This is a genomic window from Clostridiales bacterium (assembly GCA_018333995.1).
Classification (GTDB): Bacteria; Actinomycetota; Coriobacteriia; order Anaerosomatales; family SLCP01; genus JAGXSG01.
The window spans coordinates 90,647-113,088 of record JAGXSG010000016.1 but is presented as its reverse complement, the minus strand read 5'-3'; the positions used below and the strand labels follow the sequence as shown (position 1 = coordinate 113,088).

28 protein-coding genes and 1 tRNA gene are annotated in these 22,442 nt (G+C 63.4%); 23 read left to right on the top strand and 6 right to left on the bottom strand.

Annotated features, from left to right (window positions below; translation table 11 throughout):
• Positions 1-3: 3 nt before the first annotated feature.
• From KGZ40_05215 to KGZ40_05205, 3 genes are read right to left on the bottom strand one after another with little or no spacing between them, the layout of a single operon-like run.
• Positions 4-1,068, bottom strand: coding sequence for an ABC transporter permease (locus tag KGZ40_05215; protein MBS3956909.1), 1,065 nt, complete (start codon positions 1,066-1,068; stop codon positions 4-6).
• Positions 1,065-2,312: an ABC transporter permease gene (locus KGZ40_05210; protein MBS3956908.1), complete on the bottom strand. Its 1,248-nt coding sequence runs from the start codon at positions 2,310-2,312 to the stop codon at positions 1,065-1,067. Before KGZ40_05210 ends, KGZ40_05215 begins: the two co-directional genes overlap by 4 nt.
• The gene (locus KGZ40_05205) at positions 2,313-3,173 is read right to left on the bottom strand and encodes an ABC transporter ATP-binding protein (protein MBS3956907.1); all 861 of its coding nucleotides are present in this window, start codon (positions 3,171-3,173) and stop codon (positions 2,313-2,315) included.
• 512 nt (positions 3,174-3,685) lie between these two features.
• Between KGZ40_05205 and KGZ40_05200 the strand changes: the two genes are divergently transcribed.
• The 6 genes from KGZ40_05200 to KGZ40_05175 all read left to right on the top strand — a co-directional run bounded on the left by KGZ40_05200 (position 3,686) and on the right by KGZ40_05175 (position 7,027).
• A complete protein-coding gene (locus tag KGZ40_05200) occupies positions 3,686-4,330 on the top strand; it encodes a hypothetical protein (GenBank protein MBS3956906.1) in 645 nt (214 codons plus the stop codon).
• A 115-nt stretch (positions 4,331-4,445) separates the two neighbouring features.
• Entirely contained in the window at positions 4,446-4,787 is a 342-nt protein-coding gene (locus tag KGZ40_05195; GenBank protein MBS3956905.1) for a hypothetical protein, read from the top strand.
• 11 nt (positions 4,788-4,798) lie between these two features.
• The gene (locus tag KGZ40_05190; protein MBS3956904.1) at positions 4,799-5,002 is read left to right on the top strand and encodes a hypothetical protein; all 204 of its coding nucleotides are present in this window, start codon (positions 4,799-4,801) and stop codon (positions 5,000-5,002) included.
• Between the two features lie 52 nt (positions 5,003-5,054).
• Complete coding sequence (locus KGZ40_05185) at positions 5,055-5,510, top strand: hypothetical protein (protein MBS3956903.1); 456 nt, start codon at positions 5,055-5,057, stop codon at positions 5,508-5,510.
• Between the two features lie 154 nt (positions 5,511-5,664).
• Complete coding sequence (locus tag KGZ40_05180) at positions 5,665-5,868, top strand: cold-shock protein (protein ID MBS3956902.1); 204 nt, start codon at positions 5,665-5,667, stop codon at positions 5,866-5,868.
• A 136-nt stretch (positions 5,869-6,004) separates the two neighbouring features.
• Positions 6,005-7,027 (top strand): hypothetical protein, encoded by a 1,023-nt coding sequence (locus KGZ40_05175; GenBank protein ID MBS3956901.1) that lies wholly within the window; start codon positions 6,005-6,007, stop codon positions 7,025-7,027.
• 25 nt (positions 7,028-7,052) lie between these two features.
• On the opposite strand, the gene KGZ40_05170 is transcribed toward KGZ40_05175, so the two are convergent.
• A complete protein-coding gene (locus tag KGZ40_05170) occupies positions 7,053-7,814 on the bottom strand; it encodes a Crp/Fnr family transcriptional regulator (GenBank protein ID MBS3956900.1) in 762 nt (253 codons plus the stop codon).
• A gap of 131 nt (positions 7,815-7,945) precedes the next feature.
• Here KGZ40_05170 and KGZ40_05165 point away from each other — a divergent pair, with 131 nt between their 5' ends.
• The 5 genes from KGZ40_05165 (at position 7,946) to KGZ40_05145 (ending at position 12,654) form a co-directional block, all read left to right on the top strand.
• The gene (locus tag KGZ40_05165; GenBank protein ID MBS3956899.1) at positions 7,946-8,362 is read left to right on the top strand and encodes a nitrous oxide-stimulated promoter family protein; all 417 of its coding nucleotides are present in this window, start codon (positions 7,946-7,948) and stop codon (positions 8,360-8,362) included.
• Between the two features lie 55 nt (positions 8,363-8,417).
• Positions 8,418-8,807 carry a 4Fe-4S binding protein gene (locus KGZ40_05160; GenBank protein MBS3956898.1) on the top strand — a complete coding sequence of 130 codons (390 nt, stop codon included), beginning with the start codon at positions 8,418-8,420 and terminating at the stop codon, positions 8,805-8,807.
• A 36-nt stretch (positions 8,808-8,843) separates the two neighbouring features.
• Positions 8,844-10,472, top strand: a complete 1,629-nt coding sequence (gene hcp, locus KGZ40_05155) for a hydroxylamine reductase (protein ID MBS3956897.1) — start codon at positions 8,844-8,846, stop codon at positions 10,470-10,472.
• A gap of 2 nt (positions 10,473-10,474) precedes the next feature.
• Entirely contained in the window at positions 10,475-10,813 is a 339-nt protein-coding gene (locus tag KGZ40_05150) for a hypothetical protein (GenBank protein MBS3956896.1), read from the top strand.
• A 101-nt stretch (positions 10,814-10,914) separates the two neighbouring features.
• Complete coding sequence (locus KGZ40_05145) at positions 10,915-12,654, top strand: M28 family peptidase (protein MBS3956895.1); 1,740 nt, start codon at positions 10,915-10,917, stop codon at positions 12,652-12,654.
• Positions 12,655-12,724: 70 nt separating this feature from the next.
• Here the strand turns inward: KGZ40_05145 and KGZ40_05140 are convergent, their stop codons facing one another.
• Together KGZ40_05140 and ccsA are read right to left on the bottom strand one after the other, a co-directional pair.
• A complete protein-coding gene (locus KGZ40_05140) occupies positions 12,725-13,369 on the bottom strand; it encodes a hypothetical protein (GenBank protein ID MBS3956894.1) in 645 nt (214 codons plus the stop codon).
• 19 nt (positions 13,370-13,388) lie between these two features.
• Complete coding sequence (gene ccsA / locus KGZ40_05135) at positions 13,389-14,360, bottom strand: cytochrome c biogenesis protein CcsA (GenBank protein ID MBS3956893.1); 972 nt, start codon at positions 14,358-14,360, stop codon at positions 13,389-13,391.
• Between the two features lie 76 nt (positions 14,361-14,436).
• Here ccsA and KGZ40_05130 point away from each other — a divergent pair, with 76 nt between their 5' ends.
• From KGZ40_05130 to rplI, 12 genes are all read left to right on the top strand, one after another.
• On the top strand, positions 14,437-15,645 hold the full coding sequence (locus tag KGZ40_05130) for a GGDEF domain-containing protein (GenBank protein MBS3956892.1): 1,209 nt from the start codon (positions 14,437-14,439) through the stop codon (positions 15,643-15,645).
• Entirely contained in the window at positions 15,645-16,349 is a 705-nt protein-coding gene (locus KGZ40_05125; protein MBS3956891.1) for a DUF1461 domain-containing protein, read from the top strand. Before KGZ40_05130 ends, KGZ40_05125 begins: the two co-directional genes overlap by 1 nt.
• 108 nt (positions 16,350-16,457) lie before the next feature.
• Positions 16,458-16,604 (top strand): hypothetical protein, encoded by a 147-nt coding sequence (locus tag KGZ40_05120; protein ID MBS3956890.1) that lies wholly within the window; start codon positions 16,458-16,460, stop codon positions 16,602-16,604.
• Between the two features lie 89 nt (positions 16,605-16,693).
• On the top strand, positions 16,694-17,338 hold the full coding sequence (locus KGZ40_05115; protein ID MBS3956889.1) for a TrkA family potassium uptake protein: 645 nt from the start codon (positions 16,694-16,696) through the stop codon (positions 17,336-17,338).
• Between the two features lie 3 nt (positions 17,339-17,341).
• Positions 17,342-18,010: a TrkA family potassium uptake protein gene (locus KGZ40_05110; protein ID MBS3956888.1), complete on the top strand. Its 669-nt coding sequence runs from the start codon at positions 17,342-17,344 to the stop codon at positions 18,008-18,010.
• Positions 18,011-18,076: 66 nt separating this feature from the next.
• Positions 18,077-18,152, top strand: a tRNA-Gly gene (locus tag KGZ40_05105).
• A 157-nt stretch (positions 18,153-18,309) separates the two neighbouring features.
• Positions 18,310-19,389 (top strand): peptidoglycan DD-metalloendopeptidase family protein, encoded by a 1,080-nt coding sequence (locus KGZ40_05100; protein ID MBS3956887.1) that lies wholly within the window; start codon positions 18,310-18,312, stop codon positions 19,387-19,389.
• An 80-nt stretch (positions 19,390-19,469) separates the two neighbouring features.
• Entirely contained in the window at positions 19,470-19,763 is a 294-nt protein-coding gene (locus KGZ40_05095; GenBank protein ID MBS3956886.1) for a 30S ribosomal protein S6, read from the top strand.
• A 62-nt stretch (positions 19,764-19,825) separates the two neighbouring features.
• Positions 19,826-20,239 (top strand): single-stranded DNA-binding protein, encoded by a 414-nt coding sequence (gene ssb, locus KGZ40_05090; GenBank protein MBS3956885.1) that lies wholly within the window; start codon positions 19,826-19,828, stop codon positions 20,237-20,239.
• A gap of 89 nt (positions 20,240-20,328) precedes the next feature.
• The gene (rpsR, locus tag KGZ40_05085; GenBank protein MBS3956884.1) at positions 20,329-20,598 is read left to right on the top strand and encodes a 30S ribosomal protein S18; all 270 of its coding nucleotides are present in this window, start codon (positions 20,329-20,331) and stop codon (positions 20,596-20,598) included.
• Positions 20,599-20,611: 13 nt separating this feature from the next.
• Complete coding sequence (locus KGZ40_05080) at positions 20,612-21,571, top strand: DUF2232 domain-containing protein (GenBank protein MBS3956883.1); 960 nt, start codon at positions 20,612-20,614, stop codon at positions 21,569-21,571.
• 57 nt (positions 21,572-21,628) lie between these two features.
• Positions 21,629-22,222, top strand: coding sequence for a 50S ribosomal protein L9 (gene rplI / locus KGZ40_05075; protein ID MBS3956882.1), 594 nt, complete (start codon positions 21,629-21,631; stop codon positions 22,220-22,222).
• Positions 22,223-22,442: the final 220 nt, after the last annotated feature.

Here is a 22,442-nt window from a genome sequence, read left to right as displayed (position 1 = left end):
GCGCTACCGTGCGGCCATCTGCGCCTGCATGCGGCGGGCGAGCATGATGATGAGCGGGAGCAGGGCCATCGCCATGCCGAGCGCGATCGCGAGCTCTGCAGCCACGTCCACGATCGAGCCGCCCAGGATCGAGACCTGCCAGATCGGTTCGATGATCCAGTAGAGCGGGAAGAGCTTGGCGATCCACTGCGGCCAATCGGGGAAGAGGTACCAGAGCACGGGAGCGAACAGGAACACGCCCACTCCCTTGATGAGACCAAACATCATCGTCGAGTCCTTCGAAACGACGCCAACGAGCAGGCCGAGCATTGAGGTGAGTATTGCGGCGACAAGGATGACTATCACCACGTCGAACGGATTGCCGCCGATTGCGCTGTTGAGCACGAGCGTGAGCATTGCCATCGTGAAGGTGAGGAGCACGCCGAGGCTCCACTTGGCGACGAGGATCTCGCTCACTTTCACGGGGCTCACGAGGAGCGCCGAGAGCGTTCCGCGCTCCTTCTCCTCGACGAGGCTCGATCCCGGGACAAAGACACCGGAAAGGACGAGCGCATAGAAGATGATGATGGGTACGAGCCTGAGCGTGATGGGCAACCCCTCTTCACCCAAGCTCACCAGCTCGACGGTGACGGGAGCGGCATCACCCTCAAGCGCTCGGATCGCGTCGAGCGCCGTCACGGTGAGGATCGCGCGGTTCGAAGCGTAGCTCTCGCCACCGATGTAGAACTCGAGCACCGGACGCTCACCGCCTCTAACGGCTTCGTCGAAGCCGGCGGGCAGCACGAGCCCCGCGTCGAGGTCGTTTGCCTCCACTTGCTCCTTGAGCTCAACCGCATCAGCTATGAGCGTGAGCTCGATACCCTCGGCCTGGCGAAGCATGGTCACAATCGCCGAGCCGTCCGAGTCCACGATGCCCAGGCGCGGGCGCGGTTCGAACAGTGAGCCGAATGCGAACTGGAAGAGCACGGTGAGCACGATCGGCAGTACGAGCGTGTAGAGGAAGAACGGAGAGCGAGGGCCAAGCGCGAGGTCTTTACGCAACACGGCCCAGATGCGAGAGAGGCTCATAGCGACTCCACCTTCCGCTTCAGCGTGAGCAGGCCAGCGCCAAAGAGCACGGCAACCCACGCCAGTGCGAACGCGAAGTAGTGCCAAACGCCGGCCCATCGAGCGTCATATATCGTGATGTCGACAAGGGCGGCGAGTACGGGGTAGGTCGGGATTGCCTGCACCCATGTTGCGGCCGTGCCGGGAAAGAGTACCGAGGCCGCCGGGATGATGAGCGGGACGGTGAACACCATTGCGTAGAACAGCTGGCCGAGGAAGTCCTTGCCGGCGGCACCGACAATCATCGCGACGCCGGTAAACATCATTGAGCCGAGAAGAACGGTCAGAACCAGCAGCCACCAGTTTTGTGCGGTGAACGCTCCCAGAAGGGCGAGTACGATGACGCCTTGGACGAGCGCCATGCCCGTCCCGAATATTGACTTCGCGGCAAGAAAGTCGGCTATGCGTGCGGGTGTGACGAGCACCGCGGTCACGGTGCGCCTCAAGACCTCTACGCTGATGAGGGAAGCCATCGAGAACGTCTCCATGAGGAGGATCATGAAGGCGAGCATCGGGATGAGCTTGTCGCGCATGGAGACCTGGTCGCCCATGCGGTCTTTTCCGAGCACGATGACACCCGCAGACGGCATCTCGACGGGTAGCTGTTCTCCGGCGAGCTGGAAAGCCGCCTCGCGCACAAAGCCCTTCACCGCGCTTTCGATCTCCTCCGGCACCGCGGCGTCAGAGTACACGGTGACGGTCACATCGCCGGCGCCGCGAGCGACATCGGCGATGAACGTTTCAGGAAACGCGACGCCGATCCCGACGCTTACGCGCTCAGCGCCCTCCTGGTCCAGATCGCCCGCACGAGCGTCGCGCACCACTATCTCGCCATCTTCCGTCCGCCACGCCTCGGCGGAACCTTCGATTACGGCGGCAAGATCGGCCTTGCTTTCGAACTCAAGGAGACGCAGACCCGGTTGTTCCTCGGCGAGATCAGCTGAGGTCAGCGCGGCGAGTTGCTCCGGGGAAGTCCCCATCTCAATGAGCGAGTCGACGCCTCGCGAGACGAGGGTCTCGACGGGGGGAGCTACCGCGAGGGTAACCGTCTCGTCCACCGAATCGGGGATGATCCAGAATGCGGAGATTGCGAACACGAGCGTGAGCAGGGTCAGGAACAGGTAGAGCTTGTCACGCGAGTACGCGACCATCTCCTTTCTCAGGAGCGCACGGAGAATCCCTAACCGGGTGGCGGTGGGCTCCATCTACTCCAGCCCCCTGCCCGTGAGCTTGATGAATACCGCCTCCAACGTCGCTTCTTCGGTGTGAATCGTCATGAGCTCCGGTGAGGCCGCAAGTTCGGCGATCCGGGCCGAGGAACCCGCGTCACCGAGTGGGATGTGCTCCTCGTGAACGCCGTCGCCGTCGCGCAACCGGATGCGTACGGAGCGAGTACCGTACTTGAGCTTGAGGTTCTCGGCGGAGTCCAGCGCAACGATTCTCCCTTCGTTGATGAACGCCACACGGTCCGCGAGCTGATCGGCCTCAAACATCTCGTGCGTCGTGAGAAGTACCGCCGCGCCCCGCTCGGCCTCCTCCTTGATGGTCATGCGGATCTGGGCCGACGTGACCGGGTCGAGCCCGTCGGTGGGTTCGTCCAGGAAGAGCACCTTAGGCTTGTTGATGAATGCTCGCGAGATCATCATGCGCTGGCGCATGCCCTTCGAGAAGCTGTGGAGGCGATCTTTCGCGCGGTCACCCAGGCCCACCCTGCGCAGCACCTCGAGAGAGCCAGGGTTCTTGATGCCGTACAGCGATGCGAAGAAGTCAAGGTTCTCAAGCGCCGACATGTTGAGGTAGAGATTCTTCTCTTCGAAGCAGACCCCGATTTGCGCCTGTAAGACCGGGTCGTCGCGTCCTATCTCCCTCCCGAGGATCTCCGCGCGTCCGCTCTTGGGGGGAAGCTGGCCGGTCAGCATCTTGATCGTTGTGGACTTGCCGGCGCCGTTGGGGCCGAGGAATCCGAGGATCTCACCGGGCGCGACGTCGAAGCTGACGTCCTTGACCGCCTCTATGTCGCCGTATGAGAAGCTCAAGTTCTCGACCATGATGGCGGGGACGGTCATCAGGTACTCCTTTCGGCCTGGTGTCGCACCACGTCTTCAGATACCCGTTCGAGCGACGTGCAAACGTCGTGTATCCCCAATGGCTCGCGAGCGCGGCACGGTGAAGCTCCGGCTGGAAAGACCAGCGGAAAGGTCAGCGGTTTTGCCGTATTGGCCATCTCGTGGTAGTATCCGTCCTCGTGTGTAGTGTGAAAGGCGCCCGCCGGGGCGGCGCGGTCACGAGACGATCGGGGTGACCGTACGGACTGACGCCCGGGGTGTGACGCAAAACCCGATCGGATCGGCCGGGTCCGCGCCTTAGGGGCGCGCGGGCGACCGAGTTCAACATACAAGAGGTCCAAGCCAACAGCATACCCGTGCTATCGGCATCAGGTGGCGGCCATCAGGCCCCCTAAGCCGGCGCGAGGCAGCTACACCCACTCTTCTTGCACCACCTCTTTCAGGGATATCCCTGTGCCTATCGTGCCTCGCGTGTCCGCCGCCTAGTTCTGTCCCCGGACTCGGAGGTGTATGTGAGTTCCAGTAAAGCGATCGTCATGCCCGTATTCGCCGCAACAGCGCTTGCCGCAACCGCGGCGCTCGCGGTGGCAGCGTTGTTCGCCGCTGGGGTGTTGCCCGCGGCACACGCTGATGCGGCGCCCCGGATGGCGCCTCAGCAACTCCTCGGCGTAGGCGAGAGAGTGGCGTCGGCCGTCACCGTGATCGATGCGGATGACAAAGTGCCAGTCGCCGATGGCACTGCCATCCCGGCAGCCATAATGGCGCCGCCAGCGCGCGCGAAAGCGCCGCTGCCTAAGCCCGCCCCCAAGCCCAGGGTCGTCGCCAAGCCGCGTGCGGCAACTCCCGCGGCACCGAGCCGGGCGGCGGACTCCGGCGCGTGGCTGTCGGCGCGCGCATCGTGGTATGGTCCCGGCTTCTACGGTAGGCGGACCGCAAGCGGCGCCGTGCTCACACAGGGCATGATGAACGTCGCCCACAAGACGCTGCCGTTTGGCACGCAGGTGCAGTTTGAGTACAGGGGCCGCGTCGTCACGGCCGTCGTCAATGACCGGGGACCGCACATCGCGGGCCGGGTATGGGATCTGGGTCCTGGTACCGCGAAAGCGCTTGGGTTTACCGGGGTCGCTACGGTCAACTACCGAATTCTCGGCAGGTAAACGTATCCACACACGCTCCACCAGCGTCGGCCCAGTCGGGTCGGCGCTGGTTTTTGGGGTACCTTATATGTGGCGCATGGGCGCCGGAATTGACGTATCTCGCGGAGGTGTCTCGATGGCCGAGCAAGGTGGGGCCGCCAAGGTTCCTGAACAGCGTACCGTCATCGATGCGGTAGCCGATTTGCTGCAGACCGTCGTTGATTGGCTGCGCCAGGAGGCCGAGGCACTAGTCCGTCAGAAGATCGTGCTTCCGCTGCAGAAACTCGGGTTTACGATCGTCTCGGCCGCCGCCGCCGCGACCCTGCTCGTATTTGGGGTATGTTTCATCGCGGTTGGCCTGCTGCTACTTCTCGCGGAGTGGCTCACATGGCCGGGAGCGTTGCTCGCCATCGGTGCCGTGCTGGTGCTCGGCTCGGCCGTGTTTGTGGTGTTAAAAGTTAAGAACATGCAGCGATGATGGGGGGACGGATGTCTGAGGACAGACTGACTATTGACGATGTGAGACACCGGGCCGAGGAGGTTCAGGCGCTCGCGAGGGCGGAAGTCCGCAGGGTGACACATGCGGACCCGGTCAAGCTCGTCGCTGCGGGCATAATCGGCATGGCGCTTCTCGCTTCGCTCGCATACTACCTCGGCACGCGGAAGTGCTGGTGTGGCGACGGGTCCGAGTGAGACAACAGGCGCGCGGCTTTCAATCGTGCGAGTCCGTGTTGGGGACGCTCGCGTGGAAGCCACCGTGCGGCTTGCTCCGGGCACACGTTTTGGGACCGCAACGGTTCCGGGCTTGGCGGACCGTGTGCTCTCGGCGTTTCCTGGGATTGTCCGTCACCGGTGTGAGTGCGGTTCGCCACACGGCATCATCGCCGAACTCGCGAACACCGAGCTTCCGCACGTGCTCGAACACGTCGCTCTCGAACTCATGGTGCTTGCCGGTTCACCACGCGGCATCGAAGGCGAAACCCGCTGGGACTTCTCCGCTGACGGCCACGGGGTGTTTCGTGTCACGCTTGACTACGACGACGATCTCGTCGCACTTTCCGCTCTTTGCGAGGCGGCTGCGATCGTCAACCTTCTCGTTGGTCAACCCGGCGTTAGCATCGATGCGCACTCGGCGATTGCTCGCGTGCAAGGTACCAGGCGACGGGCCCATTCCGGTTCAGGCGCTCCGGTGCGACCTTGATGGCGACCTTGATGAGCACAGTGAATCGACATGTGTTACACTGCGAAACGGTGGGCCGATGGGGCCCATAGGATTGCGACGTGACACGCCGCATTCTGGCGGATGTGTCGGGTCGTTTTGTTTTGCCCCGCTGGGGCGAGAGGATGGGTTTTACATGGCAGAAGGTACCGTTAAGTGGTTCAACGCTGACAAGGGCTATGGTTTCATCGAGCGCGAGGACGGAGACGACCTGTTCGTCCACTTCTCGGAGATCCAGTCGGATGGCTTCAAGACTCTCGATGAGGGTCAGGCCGTCTCGTTCACCGAGGCCACGGGCCAGAACGGCAAGAAGCAGGCTACGCAGGTGCGCGCCATCTAGGCGTCGCCGCTACTCCTGTTCCCGTCGGCCGGGCATTCCTTTTGGGATGCCCGGCTTTCGTTCGTACAGCGAAATGACGCACACGCGTTAGCTGACCCTGTATGCTGGCGCTTACAGTGTGAAGGGAGAGCAGGCCATGAAGAATCACGACCCCGCAGACCCCGCTCCGAGCGCTCCCCGGACTTCCGGGACAGGCCGTAAGGTCTTCATCGGAGTCGTCGTACTGGCGGCCCTGACCGTGGCGGGCGTGGCCGGATGGCTGTACTACGAGGAGATTCAGGCAAGAAACGAAGCCGTTGCGCGCCTCGATGAAGCGACAGTGCACGTGGAGATCGCTGACGCGACCGTGCTAGCGGTCGATGAAGTGGTCCGGGCGGAGATCGATCGGGAAGTGGGCGAGCGTGCCGCAGAGTTGATCCCGCGCGTTCCGGGCGCTCGCGAAGAGCTCATCACCGCGATCAGGCTCATCGGCCAAGCGCGTGTTGACCTGCCAGAAAACGAGGCGCAATACGCGATCGCGCTTGAAGAGTCGGCGCGCACACGAATCATCATGCTCGACGCGGCCGAGACCATCCTCGAGTACAACGTGAAGGCCGCAGCCGCGCTCGATCCCGCCCTTGCGGCGTGGGCGCTCGCGGTCGAAGCAGGAGAGATATCGGTCAGGGCGGTCCAGGAGTACAACAAGCTCACGCGCGAGGGAGTGACGCGTTCGGCGACTCTCACTCGTGAAGCCGAGGCGAAGATTCTCGATGCGAGGAAGTTGTTCAGCGAGGCCGCAACAGGCTTTCCGGAAGTCGATTTTGGCCCGTACTTAGAGTACTGCGACGAAAAGTACGCCGCTCTTCAGATTTCCAAGCGAGCTGATCAGGCGTACCTTGCAGGCAGGCTCGCCGAGGCAAACACGCTTTCGGAACAGTACAACGCGGCCGAAAAGGCGCTCGCGGTTAAGGCCGCTTCGCTACCGGCGTCGCCGGCCGAACTTATTGCCGCCGCGTACGAGCGGCACGCGGCTGAGGCCACGGAGGACTACTTCGACGCGCGGGCCAAGGCAACTGAGGCTGACGCGCGTCTGCGCGAGGCAGCTGGACGCGAGCCCGACGGAGGCCAGCCAGATGCCGAACCGGGTCGCGAGACAACTCCGGTACCAGGAACCGAGTAGCGTGCGGCGAGGCGATTGATGGCGGCTACGATTCGCTGTAGCCGCTCCCAAGCTCGGCGAGGGCTCGCACGTCAAGCACGGTGACCGTGCCGCCACGCACTTCGACGACGCCGTCGTCGCGCAGTCGCGCGAACGCACGTGAGAGCGTCTCGGGCACGGTTCCGATGGCTGCGGCGAGCTCACTTTTCGCCATGCCGAGGTCGAGTTCGAGGCCGCGAGGCGATGGTTTGCCTGCGGCGAGTGCGCGCTGGAAGAGGTAGCGGGCAAGCCGTGATGGGACATCGAGCGAGAGCGACTGCACGACGGCGGTGAAGTTGACGACCCGGTTCGCGAGGTCGGCTATCACGCCTCGCGCGACATCAGGTGATTCAGCTATAAGGTCCATGAGCGCCTCGCGGGGGAGCCACGCGATCGTCGCCGGAGTCACCGTTTCCACGTTCGCCGGATAACGTCCGCCGCTCAGAGCGGCCACCGCTTCCACCGGATCTCCCGCGCCCATCGTCTCAAAGAGGAACTGCTTGCCATCGGCGCCCAGGTGGTACACGCGAGCCTTTCCGGCCACCATCACGCCAAACGATGTCGCCGCATCGCCCTCTTGCACAAGGAGTGACCCTCGCGGTTCGTTGCGGACAGTTGCGCGGCGGGCGAGCGCGGTGACTGCGTCGTCTGAGGCGGCGCGCCACAGGCGGCACTCACGCAGCGCGCTCCACAGGTCGGGACGGATCTCGGCTGGACGAGCGCTCAACGCGGCCTCCTCGGCGATTGGGTTCACTGGCATGTCTGACATACCCGCTCAAGATTCTCTGCGTAATTGACTCGCGTCAAGGTTAGCAGTGATGCGTCCTGCGTATTCTGCGCGTGAGGGCGAACGCAAGAGTAGCGAGGGACACCGCAGTGAACGACCGTTTCACCCAGCAGATGGCAAGAACCGATGTCGCGAAGGACACGCGACTTTTAGGCGACTTCTCTGCCATCTACTGCAAGGGGAACCATCCCCAGGCCGCGCGCGCTCCGCTCAGCTCACCCGGCGCCGTCCTTGGCGTATACGGTACGCGTCCTCCATTCGTGTGTGATGAGTGCGCCGAGCTTCTCGCGTACGCGGAGAAGCGGCGCGCGCTTTGCCCTAAGGACCCCAAACCGTTTTGCAGCTACTGCGACACGCACTGTTACAGGGCTGACATGCGCGAGCGTATGCGTGATGTCATGCGCTACGCAGGCCCTCGCTCGATGCTGCGCGGGCATGCGATCGATTCCGTCAAACACTTCATCGAGGGCCGCCGCCACGCGCGCGCTGCGCGCGACTCCCGGGGGACACCGCCCGGACCACCTTTCTGACCCCATGACGCGACACCGTTCTGACATCTAGCGCCACTACTGAGAGGAAACTCACATGAGCACTACGACCGTTACGCGCCAAATCGTCCGCATCGATGAGGAACTCTGCAACGGCTGCGGCCTGTGCGTCTCGCCGTGCGCCGAAGGCGCCATCGAGATCGTCGACGGCAAAGCAACAGTCATCCGTGAGGAGCTCTGTGACGGCGCCGGCTTTTGTCTCGGCGTGTGTCCTACGGGCGCTCTCACACTCGAGTTGCGTGAGACCGTGCCGTTTGATCACGCGGCGGCCGAACCGATCATCGCCGAGAAGAAGGCGAACTATCTTGCTCAGCACTGCTTCAGGTGCGGCGTGTCTGAGGACGATCGCCCGCTCTTGCCGGTTCGCACCGGGGGCGACAGCACGTGGGTGTGCACGAGGTGTATCCCCGCTCTCATACACGGGTAGGGGCGACGGTATCGTTGGCGACGAAGGGACTTGAACATGTTTTGTAACCAGTGTGAGCAGACCGCGAAGGGAATCGCATGCACCACTGTTGGTGCGTGCGGCAAGAAGGAGGACGTAGCCGCGCTGCAAGATTTGCTTGTCAACGCGTGCCGCGGCCTTGCGACAGTAGCGATTGATGCGGCACGCCGCGGACTTGACACTGCGGATGCCGGCCGTTTCGTCGCAGACGCGCTATTCACAACCCTGACCAACGTCGACTTCGACCCGGCGTCGATTGCCGAGAAGATCGACGAGGCTGTGCGCTTGCGCAATGAGCTCGCTCGTGAGTCGAGCGCGGCCGCGGCGGCCGGGGCGTTTGTCGACCTGAGGCCGTTTCCGGGCGTTGAGGGCAAAGTTGAGCAGGGCATCGAGCTCGGCAGGCCGTGGGACACGACGCGCGACGAGGACGTCCAGGCGCTCCAACAAACCACGTTGTACGGTCTCAAAGGGGTAGCCGCGTACGCGCACCACGCACGTGTCCTCGGCCAGGAGGATCCTGAGGTCTATGCGTACCTGTTCAAGGCGCTCGACGCTCTTGGTGACGGCTCGCTCGACCTCGGGGCGTGGGTAGCCCTCGCGCTCGAGTGCGGCGCGGTGAACCTGCGCACGATGGAGCTGCTTGACGCGGGCAACACCGGCACCTACGGGCACCCGGTTCCGACTGAGGTCCCGCTCGGCCACAGGGCGGGCAAGGCGATTCTCATCTCCGGTCACGACCTGCTCGACCTTTCGCTGTTGCTCGAGCAGACCGAGGGCAAGGGCATCGACATCTACACGCATGGCGAGATGCTCCCGGCGCACGCGTACCCCGAGCTCAAGAAGCATGCGCACTTCTACGGCCACTGGGGCACCGCGTGGCAGAACCAGCACAAGGAGTTCGCCGCCTTCCCCGGTGCCATTCTCATGACCACGAACTGCCTCATGCCTCCGCGTGACGAGTACAAAGAGCGCCTCTTTACGAGCGGCCCGGTCCAGTTCCCCGGCGTGCCGCACGTCGAGGGTGACTTCTCGGCGGTCATCGAGAAGGCGCTTGCCATGAGTGGCTTCGCCGATGAGACCGATGGCGGCAGTGTCTTGGTCGGTTTCGGCCGTAACACGGTGCTCGGTGTCGCGCCCCAGGTCATCGAGGCCGTCAAGGGTGGCGCGATCAAGCACTTCTTCCTCGTGGGCGGGTGTGACGGCGCCAAGCCGGGCCGCAACTACTACACCGACTTCGTCGAGCAGGCCCCGGCGGACACCGTGGTGCTCACGCTCGCATGCGGCAAGTTCCGCTTCTTCGACAAGCAGCTCGGGGACATCGGCGGCATCCCGCGCCTGCTCGACGTGGGTCAGTGCAACGACGCGTATTCGGCGATCAAGATCGCGGTAGCCCTCGCGGACGCGTTTGAGGTCGGCGTGAACGACCTGCCGCTCTCGATGATCCTGTCGTGGTACGAGCAGAAGGCCGTGGCCATCCTGCTCACCCTGCTGCACCTCGGCATCACCGACATCCGCCTCGGGCCGACCCTGCCCGCGTTCGTCACCCCCAACGTGCTGCAGGTGCTCGTCGACACCTTCGACATCAAACCGATCGCCGAGACGGCCGCAGAAGACCTCGCGACCATCCTCGGCACGGAAGCGGCGTAGTTGTGAAGAAAGCAGTCGCTATCGTGGCAGGTGCGGTGGGCTTTGCGATCGTTGCGGCAGCTCTGGCGTTTGCGTTCGGCACTCCGCAGGCGCCATCTGTCTCGAACGGAGACGTCCCCGCAGCGCAGGCTCAGGCTTCGACGCCGGTTCCCGCTTCGCAAGGCGCCGATGCGCCCGTCGTTCCCGCGCCTGCCGAGGAGAAGGCTCCGTTCGCGGTCCAGATCCCCGGATGCCGCTGTCACAGCGACAACCCCGAGGTGGTCGAGCGGCACTCAAAGTACCGGATGAGTGAGTGCCGCTCGTGCCACGCGGGCGACTCCCCTGGGATGGGCGGCCAGTAACTCCGCGCGCGCGGTTCTGCTACCGGATTCGCGGTGCAGTATCATGTCTTCGGATGGAGCGGCACGTCGCAGGCGCGTGCCGCATGGACCCGGAGGACCGCATGTCCCACGCGATCGAGCACCTGCGCCACCTGTCAGACACCATCGGACCGAGACCCGCGACCACTGACGCCGAGGCGGAAGCGGCCGACTACATCGAGTCGGTGTTTCGTACCCGCGCCGTCGAGATCGAGCGTCAGGAGTTCGATAGCCCGCGGACGTACTCATGGGCGTACGCGATCTACCATCTCCTCACGATTGCCGCCGCGGTCGCCTCTGGCTGGGAGTTTCTCAGGTGGCCCGCGTTTGCCGTCGCGGCGCTCACGGCGTTTCTCATGTGGATGGATCTCGACACACGCTTTGGCCTTTCCGGATGGCTTCCGCCTAAGGGCCCGAGTCAAAACGTCATCGCCCGGCATGTCCCTCGCGCCCGTCGGGGCGAGCGGCCGGTGCGGGTCGTCATCGTCGCCCACTACGACAGCGCGCGCGCTTCGCTCGCGTTTGCTCCGTCGATGGTCAAGAACTTCTCGGCGACGTTCGCCCTCATGAAGGGGTGTACGTTCGCGGTTCCAGCGCTTGCCCTTCTCGGCGCGCTTCCCCTCACCCAAAACTGGGATCCGTGGCTGTGGTATGTGACAATCGCGGCGAGCGCTTACCTCTTGGTGCCGCTGCTCATCAACGTTCACCGCGAAATCGCTATGGGGCCCACCGAGGGAGCCAACGACAACGCGAGCGGGGTCGCCGTCATGCTCGATGTGCTCGCTCGCGTCACGGAGCCTGCCGAGGAGACGAGCGGCACAGGGGCGTTCCCACGGATTCGCCGGGATGTCGGCACGGCTTACGAAGCGGGCGTGGTGCCCGCGGGCGCGGAGATTGAGTACATCGGTGCGGAGTCCGGCGAGCCTGACCTCACGACGCTTCCAGACGATTTCCGTTGGGCCGAGACGCCCAGATCCAACTCCTCACTAGACACAGTGGAGTTCGATGCGGTTGGAGGCCCGGCGTCCTCCGTGCCGAGAAGGCCCCTCGAAGACGTCGAGTCAGATGAGGACGGCGAGCACGAGCGCCGTGACAGGGGCCGCATCGGCTCCAAGCTCAAGGGGCTGCTCGGCGGGCGGAAGAAGCGGGATGAGCGCGATGAGGATATTGATGGATGGCTCGGGATCGGCGGAAGCTTCGATCCTCGGAATGAAGGCCGCAAGATCGGCTCGTGGGAGAACTTTGCCGAGGACGATGATGATGACGGGTTTGGCTTCAAGGGAGGGCGTGCCAGCGATGACCCGCTCGGCGATCCTGAGTACGCGGCCGCCGAGGCGTCGCGCATCCGCCGCCGCGTGACCGAGAGGGTTGACCGCGCGCTCGCCGACAAGGAGATATGGTTTGTCGCGACCGGTTCAGAAGAGGTCGGCACACGTGGGATGCAAGCGCTGATTGCGGCGTATCCGGACGAGCTCAGGCGGGCGCTCATCATCAACCTTGACAACCTTGGCGCGGGCACGCTGCACATGGTCACCGAAGAGGGCATGGCGCGACGGTATCGGAGTGACAGGCGCCTCTTGAGTGCGGGAAAACGTGTCGCCTCAGAAAATGGTTTGCCGGTGCGCGCACGCGCCTACAAGGGACTTTCGACCGACGCTACTCCCGCGCTCGCGCGCCGGATGCGCGCGATGAGCGTGATGGCGTTCGACGTCAACGGACGCTTGCCCAACTGGCACTGGGAGACCGACACGGTAGACAATATTTCCGAGGATAACCTCGAGAATGCGGCACGCTTCGTCACCGAGCTCGTGCGGGCGTTGTAGACAGGAAACCGCCGGGAGCGGCTCAGGACTTAATAAGGTGTCGACGGGTCAACGTGTGAGGCGAAGACGATCATACCGCTTCGAACGAGCGGTCCACTTCGACACGCACAGTCTTCTTGAACGCCAGCTTGTCGGCGTAGAACGCCATGAGAGTGCCCGCGATCGTGAAAAATGTTGCGATCCAGAACGCTGGCAACATGAACACCGAGTCCTGGAGGGCGACCACCACGTACGCAAAAGCGATGAAGCCTAGGTGGAGCAGGCCCGAGCCGGTTTTTACGAGTCGGCCCTCTGTGAGGTACGACGGACCGCGCACACCGGCGACGGTTAGAGCGACAACCGCCACCTGAATGAGGGCGGAGAGGGCCAAGAATACCGCGAGTCCGGTCTGCGCGTCGCCGGTCCATGCCCACGCCGCCACTCCGGCTCCGAGCATCGCTGCCGAGACGATGACGAGCGCGGTGCGATCAAAAAGTCTCTTTGGCACACACAGTCCCATCACGATTACGAGAGCGATGACCTGTGGCGCCGCGATCACGTTCATTACCAACATGAAGTCCGGATAGCCCGAGATCTGCCAGCCGGGTATCACACTTTCCGCCCACCATACGTAGGCCGTGCCGATGAACGACTGCAACCCAAGCGTGCCGAGGAGCGCTACGGTCACGACGGTCAGCGCGTAGTCCCACTGGCGTAGGTGTGCGGGCGTCTTCATCGGCGGACCAGTCCTTTCCTCAGACTACGCTGTGAGCTCCAGGAACGAAGTAGGTGGCAAGGTATGTCAAGAGCAGGACCAGGAACGATAGGATCGACAGCGCGGCCACCCACCGCCACATCCCTTGGCGACGCAGGTACAGACGAGCGTGCAGGTGGGCGGTGTAGAGCACCCAGAGCATGATGGACATGTTGACCTTGCCCGACCACCACCACGACTCTCCTTGCCACGCGATGATGGCCCACGGGAAGCCGAGCAACATGCCGGCGGTAAGCGGCAGATAGCCGAGGCGGGCCCACCGGTACGCCGTTGTCTCGTAGCTTGAGTGGCGGCGCATGATCATGAGCACCGTGGCCACGAACGATATCGCAAACGTGCCGTACGCGAAGAACAGAGCCGGAGGGTGGATCCACATGTAGATCGTGTTGTAGTAGAACTGCCGTGCCCCCTCCATTCCCTGGTACGCGTTCATGGCGATCATAAAGTTACCGCTGTCCATCGCGGCGAGATATCCAAAGTACTGGTTGAGGAATCTGGGTAGCGGCTCAGTGAACGGCTTGCCCCACACGGCCGCGCCGGCGATGAGAATCGAGAGGATAACTGACACGCCCGGCAGCAGCTCTGCGCGGTGACGCTTGATGCACACGGCCATGAGCGCGACGGTGAGCGCCCAGACGTAGAGCTTCACAGACTCAATCCACAGAGGAACCGCGACACGTCCGCTGATCGCGCCAGTTTCGGGACTCACCACCACGGCTAGCTCCCACACGCGCCAGTGGAACCATGCGAGCAACGCATAACCCAAAAGAAGCAGGATGGTGGTGCCGGTTACCGCCGGGCCCAGGTAGCGCTGCCATGCGGGGACGAGCGCGAGTGCGAGCAGTATTGCGGCTCCTACAGGCATGAGTACCTGTAGCGGTGTTCCGAACGCCGCAAGAGTGTCGATGATGGCGGCGAACTCAGTCCTTGTCGCGGCGGGGTTCATAGGCACCTACTCCGTCGTGAGCGCGTCGCTCCAGTATACTGATTCAGCCGTCGCGTTGTAGGCCCATTTTCGGAGACGCCCGTTGAGCACGAGCCGGTTCACGAGAGCCCTCATAAGAAGTGCCAAGGTTACATGGCGTGAGCAACCCACCCGCTACGACATCGAGGCGCTTCAGGCCAACATTGAGCGTGTGGGGCTCGTCATCAGGGTGCGTTGGGCGATAGTCGCGCTGCTTGCGCTCTTCTCGGCGGTCTCGGTCAGTGTGTACTCGCTTCAGTTCCCGTGGGAGGAACTCCTGACCAATATGCGGGTGCCGGCGCTTGCCGTAGTCTTTGTCGTTGCGTACAACGCGTACTACCATCTGACGTACCGGCGGCTCGGCAACATCGCGTTCCTCAACCACGCTCAACTACTCTTCGATGTTCTGGTCACCGGCGTGCTTGTGTACTACTCAGGGGGTGTGGCCTCCTGGTTCTACGCGCTTTACCTGCTTTTCATCCTCGAAGCGGCGTTCATATTGCCGCGCGCCAGAGACACGTGGCTGGTCGCTGCGTTCTGTGCGATCACTTACGGCGTGGTCCTTTTCGGTGAGCTTTGGGGTCTGCTGCCGCACGTTGTCGTCCCTTTTACGGATGAGGCGCTGCGGACGGACGCGGTGTACGTCACAGTACGCTTCATGTGGCAGGTCGCCATGTTTGGAGGCGCCGCCATGGTGGCGACGTTGATGACGGTCGCGCTGAGCTCGCGAGAGGCCCACATCGCCGCAAGCGCCATCATCGACGAGAAGACCGGTCTATACGAGCGCGGCTACTTCATGCGAGCGCTCGGTAGCGAGATCATGCGAGCGGAGCGCGACGACCGTTCCCTGTACGTCGCAATCGTCGACATCGACGGCTTTGGCGCGTTCAACGACCTCTTTGGTATCGACATGGGCGACGCGCTTCTCGCGGAGCTCGGCTCGGCATTCAACGAATCTCTCGAGAAGTGTGGCGAGGCGATGACATTCGAGACCAACTTCGTAGCTCGTTTTGGTGGCGAGGAGTTCGCCATTTTGCTGAGCGAGGGATGCTCGGGCGGACCCCCTGACGACGATGATGCGCTCCACGTTGCCGAAGCGGTCCGGGCTGCGGCCGAGCGCACCCTCGTGAAGGGCGTCGGCGTGACCGTCAGCGTTGGAGTGGCTGGCTTTCCGCGGCAGGGGCAGACCGCTGACGGACTCCTCACGGCCGCCGATGAGGCCCTTTACCACGCGGTCGAGGCAGGCGGCAATCGCGTTGTGATGGCGGCGTGATGGTGACGCGAGCTCTCGGATTCGCTGCGGGCGCTGCGGGCGCGGTGGGCGCTTTTGCTTTCGTACTTGCTGTCCTCGGCGTCTCGCTCCATGTGCTGCTCGTGCCCGCCTACACTCGGGTTCTCGTGCTCGCGGTCGGTGCGCCTGAGCTTGCCGGCCTCCCTTCAGAAGAGACACTCGTGTTAGCCGAGCAGGTCCGGGCCCACGTGGCCGGTGAGCCAAACGTCGAGTTGCCCGGTACGCTTCCCGACGGGCGGGCGGCGTTCGGCGAGCGAGCGGTCGCTCATCTCGACGATGTACGCGACGTGATTGCACGCGCCCGGTTGGCTATGTGGGTCGCGATCGCGATCGCGGTGGCGTGGGTAACGTGGGGACTCACGGGCCTGCAGGCGCGCCGCATGCGTGCTCTGGCGCGCTCGATGAGGTGGGCCGCTCTCGCGCTCGCAGGCCCGCTCGGCGTGGCCGCTCTCGCGATGATTGCCGATTTCGATCGCGCGTTCACCATCTTCCACGCGCTGTTCTTTGAAGGCGACACGTGGCTCTTCCCCCTGGGTGAATTGCTGATAGAGCTGTTCCCGCTGCCGTTTTGGATCGTCTCGGGCGCCTCGTGGGGGGCGCTCGTGGCGCTCGGAGCGGTAATTCTCGGTGTTACCGCCCGGCAGGTTAGGGCGCGAGTGGGTACCGGTGATGCATCACAAGTGTGAAACAAGGTGTACACTGCATGTCGGGCACGGTGTGTGCCTGAAGGGGGATACGGTGCCGACCCGAGTTCGCCGGCGCCGTTTCACTACAGGACATGAGAGGAGCGCTGCATGGCCGCGAAGGAAGGGTACTGTGTGAAGTGCAAGTCCAAGCGTGAGATCCGGGATGCTCAGGAGATCACGATGAAGAACGGCCGCCCCGCGACGCAGGGCATCTGTCCCGAGTGCAACACCAAGATCTTCAAGATCGGCAAGTAGTGTAATCGAGATGTGCGGCACGGCGGGCGCCGGTGGCGAAGCGCCACGGCGTCCGTTGTCGCACGAGGTCGTGGAGGTAGGCGGGCGAGATGAACGTGGTCGTCGTCGGATGTGGACGCGTAGGCTCCCAACTCGGCACCCTGCTTTCCGTCGAAGGGCACAACGTTGTCGTCATCGACCGTGATGCGGAGGCGTTCAAGAGGCTCGGTACGGCGTTTAACGGGGTCACGATCAAGGGGCTCGGCTTCGATGAAGAGGTCTTAGAGGAAGCGGGCATTCGCGCAGCCGACGCGTTCGCGGCGGTGACCAACCTCGACAACACCAATCTCATGGCCGCCGAAGTCGCTCGCAAGATATTCGGCGTGCCTCACGTGGTTGCTCGGCTCTACAACCCGATGCGGGAGCGCACGTATCAACAGCTCGGTCTCGACTACGTGTGTGGCACCACGCTCGTCGCCGAGACGCTCCTCGATAAGATGCGCTCTGGGCACGGTCACCACGTCACGCAACTCGGCGACGTTGAACTCGTCCAGTTCAAGGCGTCCGGCGAGGTCGAGGGCAAGCGTGTCGAAGAAGTTGAGATCGTGCGACGTTTCCGCATCTCCGCGGTCGCGCGTGGCGACGAGATGTTCGTGCCCGAGCCCGAGGCTATCCTTCACGAGGGCGACATCATCGTGGCGGCCGTGAAGGATGAGGTCTACGCCAAGGTCGAGCGATACATGGCCGAGGAGTGATCGATGTACATCGTCATCAACGGTGGCGGAAAGGTCGCTGCCTACCTTGCCCGGACAATGCTTAACGCTGGCCACGATGTGGCGATCATCGAGAAGCGAGCCGAGATCGTCGAGCGGCTTGTCGCGGAGCTTCCCAGACACGCGCTCATAATCCACGGCGACGGTTGCGATTCGTTGTTTCAGGAGGATGCTGGAACCGGGCGCGCCGATGTCTTCGTCGCGTCCACAGGCGACGACGACGACAACTTGGTCGCTTGTCAGCTCGCGAAGGTCGCATTTGCTGTGCCGCGCGCGATCGCCCGAGTCAACAACCCAAAAAACGAGCACATCTTCAACAAGCTTGGGATCGAGGCAATTTCCTCGACCACAATTATCTCTCGCATGATTGAGGAGGAGGCGACGGTCGGCGATATCCGCACGCTTATCGCGCTGCGTAAGGGCAACATGGCGATCGTCGAGATCGAGTTGCCAACCGACCAGTGTGTCGTATGCGGAAAGCGGATCGCCGATTTGAACCTGCCAGCAGAGTGCGTTCTCGTTGCAATAGTACGCGGCGAGGATGAGGTGGTGACAGTTCGCGGCGACACGGAACTGCAGCCAGGCGACACGATCATAGCGTTCACCGCGGTTGAGCGGGAACGGGAGCTCAAGCGGGTGCTAACGGGGAAGTAGTCCGGCTTGGATGAGCGGCGTTTGCCGCTTGGCTCGGCGCTGACGTACAATGCGACACGTTTCAGCGCGGGCATAGCTCAGTTGGTAGAGCGACAGCTTCCCAAGCTGTAGGTCGCGGGTTCGAGACCCGTTGCCCGCTCCACGCGATCAACGACGGCCGTCCCATGCGCGGTCGTCTTATTTTGGCGGGGGGCTTGCGCCGGGCGGGCCAGGGCGCTATCCTGAACACGAACACATGTTCGATTCGCCCGACATGCCGCATCCCCACCTCCTGCGCGGCAACGCTAGGGAGGTGCGCCGTGAAGCGGTTCGTTGTCTTACTGATGGTGCTTGTGTCATGCGCGTGGGTGGCTGCTCCCGCGATGGCCGCTCAGGTCTCTGAGGGATGGCCACTCGAGGGGCCAGCGGAGGTGCTGCTCGGCTTCGGCGCCTCGTACCAAAGCGAGAGCGGTCAGGCGCTCACGCACCGCGGTATCGACCTCGCAGCTCCTGCGGGAGCGAGTATTTATGCCGCACGCGCGGGTACGGTGACGTTTGCTGGCCGGATTCCAGCCGGCGAAGGGGCGACCATGCTCGCGGTCACTATCGAGTCAGAAGGATTCCGGCTCACCTATCTGCCGCTCGCGGAGGTCTCGGTCAAGACCGGCAACCGTGTGGAGACTGGGGGCATGCTTGGAATGCTGGCCGCGACGGGCGATCGCTCGACGCCTGTCGCGCACCTTCACGTCGGGGCGCGGATCGGCGATCTTTATGTGGACCCGATGAAGTATCTTGCTTCGCCGGTTGCGCAGACGCCATCAAGCCCAGAGCCCGTCACGGCTCCAGAACGCGCCGCCGAGACGGTCCCTGCCCCCGCTTCGACGCCCCACTCGGCGCAATCTCCTTCGGGTGCCCAAATCACCGCACCGGCCGCTGTGTCATCCGGAGCGGCTGGGGGCGCCTTCATCCCGGACACGCGTATCGTGGAGGGCCCACACACCGTGAGCGGCACGATTGTCCCGCACGTGGCTCCAGAGGCGGCACCGGCCGCTCCGGTTGTTCGCCCTGCGACGCCTTCAAACTCCGGAGTGCCGCAGGTCCACATTGGCGCGCGTGCGAACCACCTGGCTGTGGCAGATAAACCGATCCCGCCGGTGCCGGGGGTGGCGACGCGAGTCCCGGCGAGTGCGTCTGTCCCCGCGTACCGGACCAAATCAGCCGACGGATCGGACTCTGCGGCTCCCAATGCTGTTAGCGCACTCGTCCGGCGCGGGCTTCTCACGGCGTTCGGGCTCGCGCTTGGTCTCGGAATGCTGTGGCCGATCTGGCGTGGTGGCGCTGCTGCACGCAGCGCAAACGACGTCGCACCTGAGGATGTTGCGGCAGTGGTGGTCCGATGATACACTGCCAGAGCTTCATTTCCTGTCCCGGGCCGTTGCCTTCATAGTCCCGGGGCCACTAGCCCAGAGGAGGTGAATTAATGAAGGCTTACGAAATGCTGCTTTTGCTGGATCCGCGTCTCGAGGACGACGCCCGTGAGGGGGTCGTCGAGAAGGCGCAGGGTCTCGTCACCGCCGACGGCGGGGTCGTCGACAACGTCGATCTATGGGGCAAGCGCCGTCTCGCGTTCGAGGTTGACGACAACGCGGAGGGTGACTATGTGCTCATCGACTTTCACACGTCCCCCGCCGCGATCGCTGAGATCGATCGCGTGCTGCACATCACCGACCCGGTACTCCGGTACATGATCCTCCGACGCGAAGATCGCGAGTAGCTTCAGCGTGCCCGGAGCGCCGGACAAGGCATCCGTTTCGAGAGATCAGGTGGTGGTAAGCGATGAGCATCAATAGGGTCGTCATTAGCGGGAACCTCACTCGCGACCCAGAGTTGCGTTCGACACCTGGAGGGATGGCCGTGTTGAACCTGGGCGTGGCCGTGAACGACAGGCGCAAGAATCAGCAGACGGGCGAGTGGGAGGACTATCCCAACTTCATCGACTGCGTGATGTTCGGTTCTAGGGCCGAGGCTGTAGCGAAGTATTTGGCCAAAGGGACAAAGGTGGCGATCGAAGGAAAGCTTCGCTATCGCAGCTGGGAGAATCAGCAGGGAGAGAAACGCTCGAAGGTCGAGGTAGCAGTCGACGACCTGGAGTTCATGTCGTCGAGAGACTCCGCCTCCGCTGGTTCAAGGCAGGCGTACGATGCCGGCCCAGCGCCGGATCTGCCCTCAGACGACGAGATTCCGTTCTAACGCACCTGAGGCGTACTGGGCCGGACCCCTCCCGCCCGGACGCCCGCACGGAAGTGACCACTCCGCTCCTGAAGGAGCGAAAGGAGGACATGAGAGTGTCCGATTACGCACGCAGACCGCGGCGCAAGTACTGCGCGTTCTGCAAAGACAAGACCGGGTACATCGATTACAAAGACGTCCAGATGTTGCGCAAGTTCATGACTGATCGCGGCAAGATCAAGCCGCGGCGTGTCACAGGGAACTGCGCCCAACACCAGCACCAGCTGTCCATGGCGGTCAAGCGCGCTCGCGAGATGGCGCTCGTTCCATATGCCGTGCCGGTCATCAGTGGCAAAATTGACGGGCGGCGCGGTCGGTGAAGAGGATCGCACTGTGACCTCGACCGTGCACACGCGTGACACGGTGATGCTTATCGCGACCGTAGCGATAGGCGGGGTTGTCGCGCCGGTGTTCGCGTTCGTGGGGGTGCCGTTGGCGGCTGCGGGACTGGCGGGACTGCTCTGGACCGGGCGCAACAGGTCGGCGGCGATTGCCGCCGGACTTGCGGTCGCCACCGGAGCGTTCGCCGCCCCGGTCTATGCCGTCATGCTCGCACCTGTGTTCGCGGCGCTGTATTTTGCGATCGCGCAGATGAAGGTGCGCTCCGCGCTTGGGATGGTCGCGGGATTGACGCTAGTTGTTGGAGTCGCCGCCCTCGCGGCGGATATCGCGCGCGCGTGGCAGGCTGGGACGACACTGCTTCTCCTGCGCACCGAGATCGTGAACGACGCGCTCGCGCTTACCGCCGGGAACGTGATGGTAGATGTGGAGGGCGTGTTCGGTCTAGGCAGACCTGAGCTTGTGGAACTCCTTGTGGCGCTCTGGCCAGCGGACTATTTCACCGCAGCCATCCTCACGGCCACCGCGGCTGTCATGACAGCGGGCTGGGCGGCCGCGCGAGCGGGGGCGGAAGTGAAGCGCCTTCCGGGCTTGGCGGAACTCGACGTGAGCCCCCACGTGCTATGGGCGTTCATTGCGGGCCTGATGCTGCTCGCGGCGAACAGGGTGACGGGTGATGCGGCAAACTGGACGTTTGCCGCCGGCCTGAACCTGCTCATCATGGTAAGACTCCCGCTCCTGGCGCAGGGGCTGGGGGTTGCTGCCGCCCTCTACCGCCGGATAGGTGTGGGACGGTTCGGGCGTGTCAGCGGCCTCGGTCTACTAGTGGTTGTCGAGGCGCTCATTCCTGTTGTGAGCATGCTGGGACTAGTCGACCTGTTCGCGAACTTTCGCAAGCTGCCTAGGGAAGACGCACCGGATGACGGAGCCAGGGAACGACAAGATCCGGAGTAGTGTGGACAGAATGTGCCGTCTGGCGCATTCGCGCTGGAAACAGAGAAGGAGTACGTGATGAAGGTCATCCTGACGCAAGAGATCAAGGGGAAAGGTGGCGAGGGTGACGTCGTCGATGTCGCCCGTGGCTACGCTGTCAACTACCTGCTGCCTCGTAAGCTCGCTATCGAGGCGACCCCCGGCAATCTCAAGCAGCTTGCCGCGCGCAAGGGCAACATCCTCGCGCGGGAAGAGTCGCGTTTCGCGGAGGCCCGCTCGGTCGCCGCGGCTCTCGACGCAAAGAAGGTCACAATCGAGGCGAAGGCGGGTGAGGAGGGCCGGTTGTTCGGTTCCATCACGACGCAGATGATTGAAGATGCGATTACCGGGCAACTCGCGACGAAAGTCGACCGGCGCAAAATGGACGTGCACGGCCACATCAAGCAGCTCGGCACCTATACGGTCACGGTTCAGATCTACCGTGACGTAAAGGCCGAAGTGCTTGTTGAGGTCATCGCCGAGGGCGCACCGGTCGCTCAGAAGCGTATAGCTGAGCCTCCTGCCGAGGAGGCCGTGAGCGAAGCGCCGATTGAAGCCAGTGACGCCGAGGTGGCCGAAGCCGAGACGGATTCTGCTGGAATCACTGATTCCGGCGAGGAGAGCGGAACCTGAACGGCTTCCGGCCACTGTAACGCACCAGACACGACGGGACGTCCTCCGCGCGCAGAGGCGTCCCGTCGTGCGCTGGGAAAGTGATCGGACATCTGTGGATTCTGCGGATAACCCGAGTCCCGACAGGTTGCGCCGGTGCGCGGCTGTGGATGGTTTGAGCACTCCGCTTCCCATGTCAGAACCGTTGGTTAGAATCGGATTGTCCGGGTGAAGAATACGC

Coding starts and splice junctions, on each gene's coding strand:
- ssb (MBS3956885.1), top strand. CDS start 19,826: ATGAGCATCAATAGGGTCGTCATTAGCGGGAACCTCACTCGCGACCCA.
- KGZ40_05190 (MBS3956904.1), top strand. CDS start 4,799: ATGTCTGAGGACAGACTGACTATTGACGATGTGAGACACCGGGCCGAG.
- rplI (MBS3956882.1), top strand. CDS start 21,629: ATGAAGGTCATCCTGACGCAAGAGATCAAGGGGAAAGGTGGCGAGGGT.
- KGZ40_05120 (MBS3956890.1), top strand. CDS start 16,458: ATGGCCGCGAAGGAAGGGTACTGTGTGAAGTGCAAGTCCAAGCGTGAG.
- KGZ40_05165 (MBS3956899.1), top strand. CDS start 7,946: ATGGCAAGAACCGATGTCGCGAAGGACACGCGACTTTTAGGCGACTTC.
- KGZ40_05160 (MBS3956898.1), top strand. CDS start 8,418: ATGAGCACTACGACCGTTACGCGCCAAATCGTCCGCATCGATGAGGAA.
- KGZ40_05110 (MBS3956888.1), top strand. CDS start 17,342: ATGTACATCGTCATCAACGGTGGCGGAAAGGTCGCTGCCTACCTTGCC.
- KGZ40_05180 (MBS3956902.1), top strand. CDS start 5,665: ATGGCAGAAGGTACCGTTAAGTGGTTCAACGCTGACAAGGGCTATGGT.
- KGZ40_05210 (MBS3956908.1), bottom strand. CDS start 2,312: ATGGAGCCCACCGCCACCCGGTTAGGGATTCTCCGTGCGCTCCTGAGA.
- KGZ40_05115 (MBS3956889.1), top strand. CDS start 16,694: ATGAACGTGGTCGTCGTCGGATGTGGACGCGTAGGCTCCCAACTCGGC.
- hcp (MBS3956897.1), top strand. CDS start 8,844: ATGTTTTGTAACCAGTGTGAGCAGACCGCGAAGGGAATCGCATGCACC.
- KGZ40_05205 (MBS3956907.1), bottom strand. CDS start 3,173: ATGACCGTCCCCGCCATCATGGTCGAGAACTTGAGCTTCTCATACGGC.
- KGZ40_05095 (MBS3956886.1), top strand. CDS start 19,470: ATGAAGGCTTACGAAATGCTGCTTTTGCTGGATCCGCGTCTCGAGGAC.
- KGZ40_05215 (MBS3956909.1), bottom strand. CDS start 1,068: ATGAGCCTCTCTCGCATCTGGGCCGTGTTGCGTAAAGACCTCGCGCTT.
- KGZ40_05145 (MBS3956895.1), top strand. CDS start 10,915: ATGTCCCACGCGATCGAGCACCTGCGCCACCTGTCAGACACCATCGGA.
- rpsR (MBS3956884.1), top strand. CDS start 20,329: ATGAGAGTGTCCGATTACGCACGCAGACCGCGGCGCAAGTACTGCGCG.
- KGZ40_05195 (MBS3956905.1), top strand. CDS start 4,446: ATGGCCGAGCAAGGTGGGGCCGCCAAGGTTCCTGAACAGCGTACCGTC.
- KGZ40_05125 (MBS3956891.1), top strand. CDS start 15,645: ATGGTGACGCGAGCTCTCGGATTCGCTGCGGGCGCTGCGGGCGCGGTG.
- KGZ40_05175 (MBS3956901.1), top strand. CDS start 6,005: ATGAAGAATCACGACCCCGCAGACCCCGCTCCGAGCGCTCCCCGGACT.
- KGZ40_05140 (MBS3956894.1), bottom strand. CDS start 13,369: ATGAAGACGCCCGCACACCTACGCCAGTGGGACTACGCGCTGACCGTC.
- KGZ40_05170 (MBS3956900.1), bottom strand. CDS start 7,814: ATGTCAGACATGCCAGTGAACCCAATCGCCGAGGAGGCCGCGTTGAGC.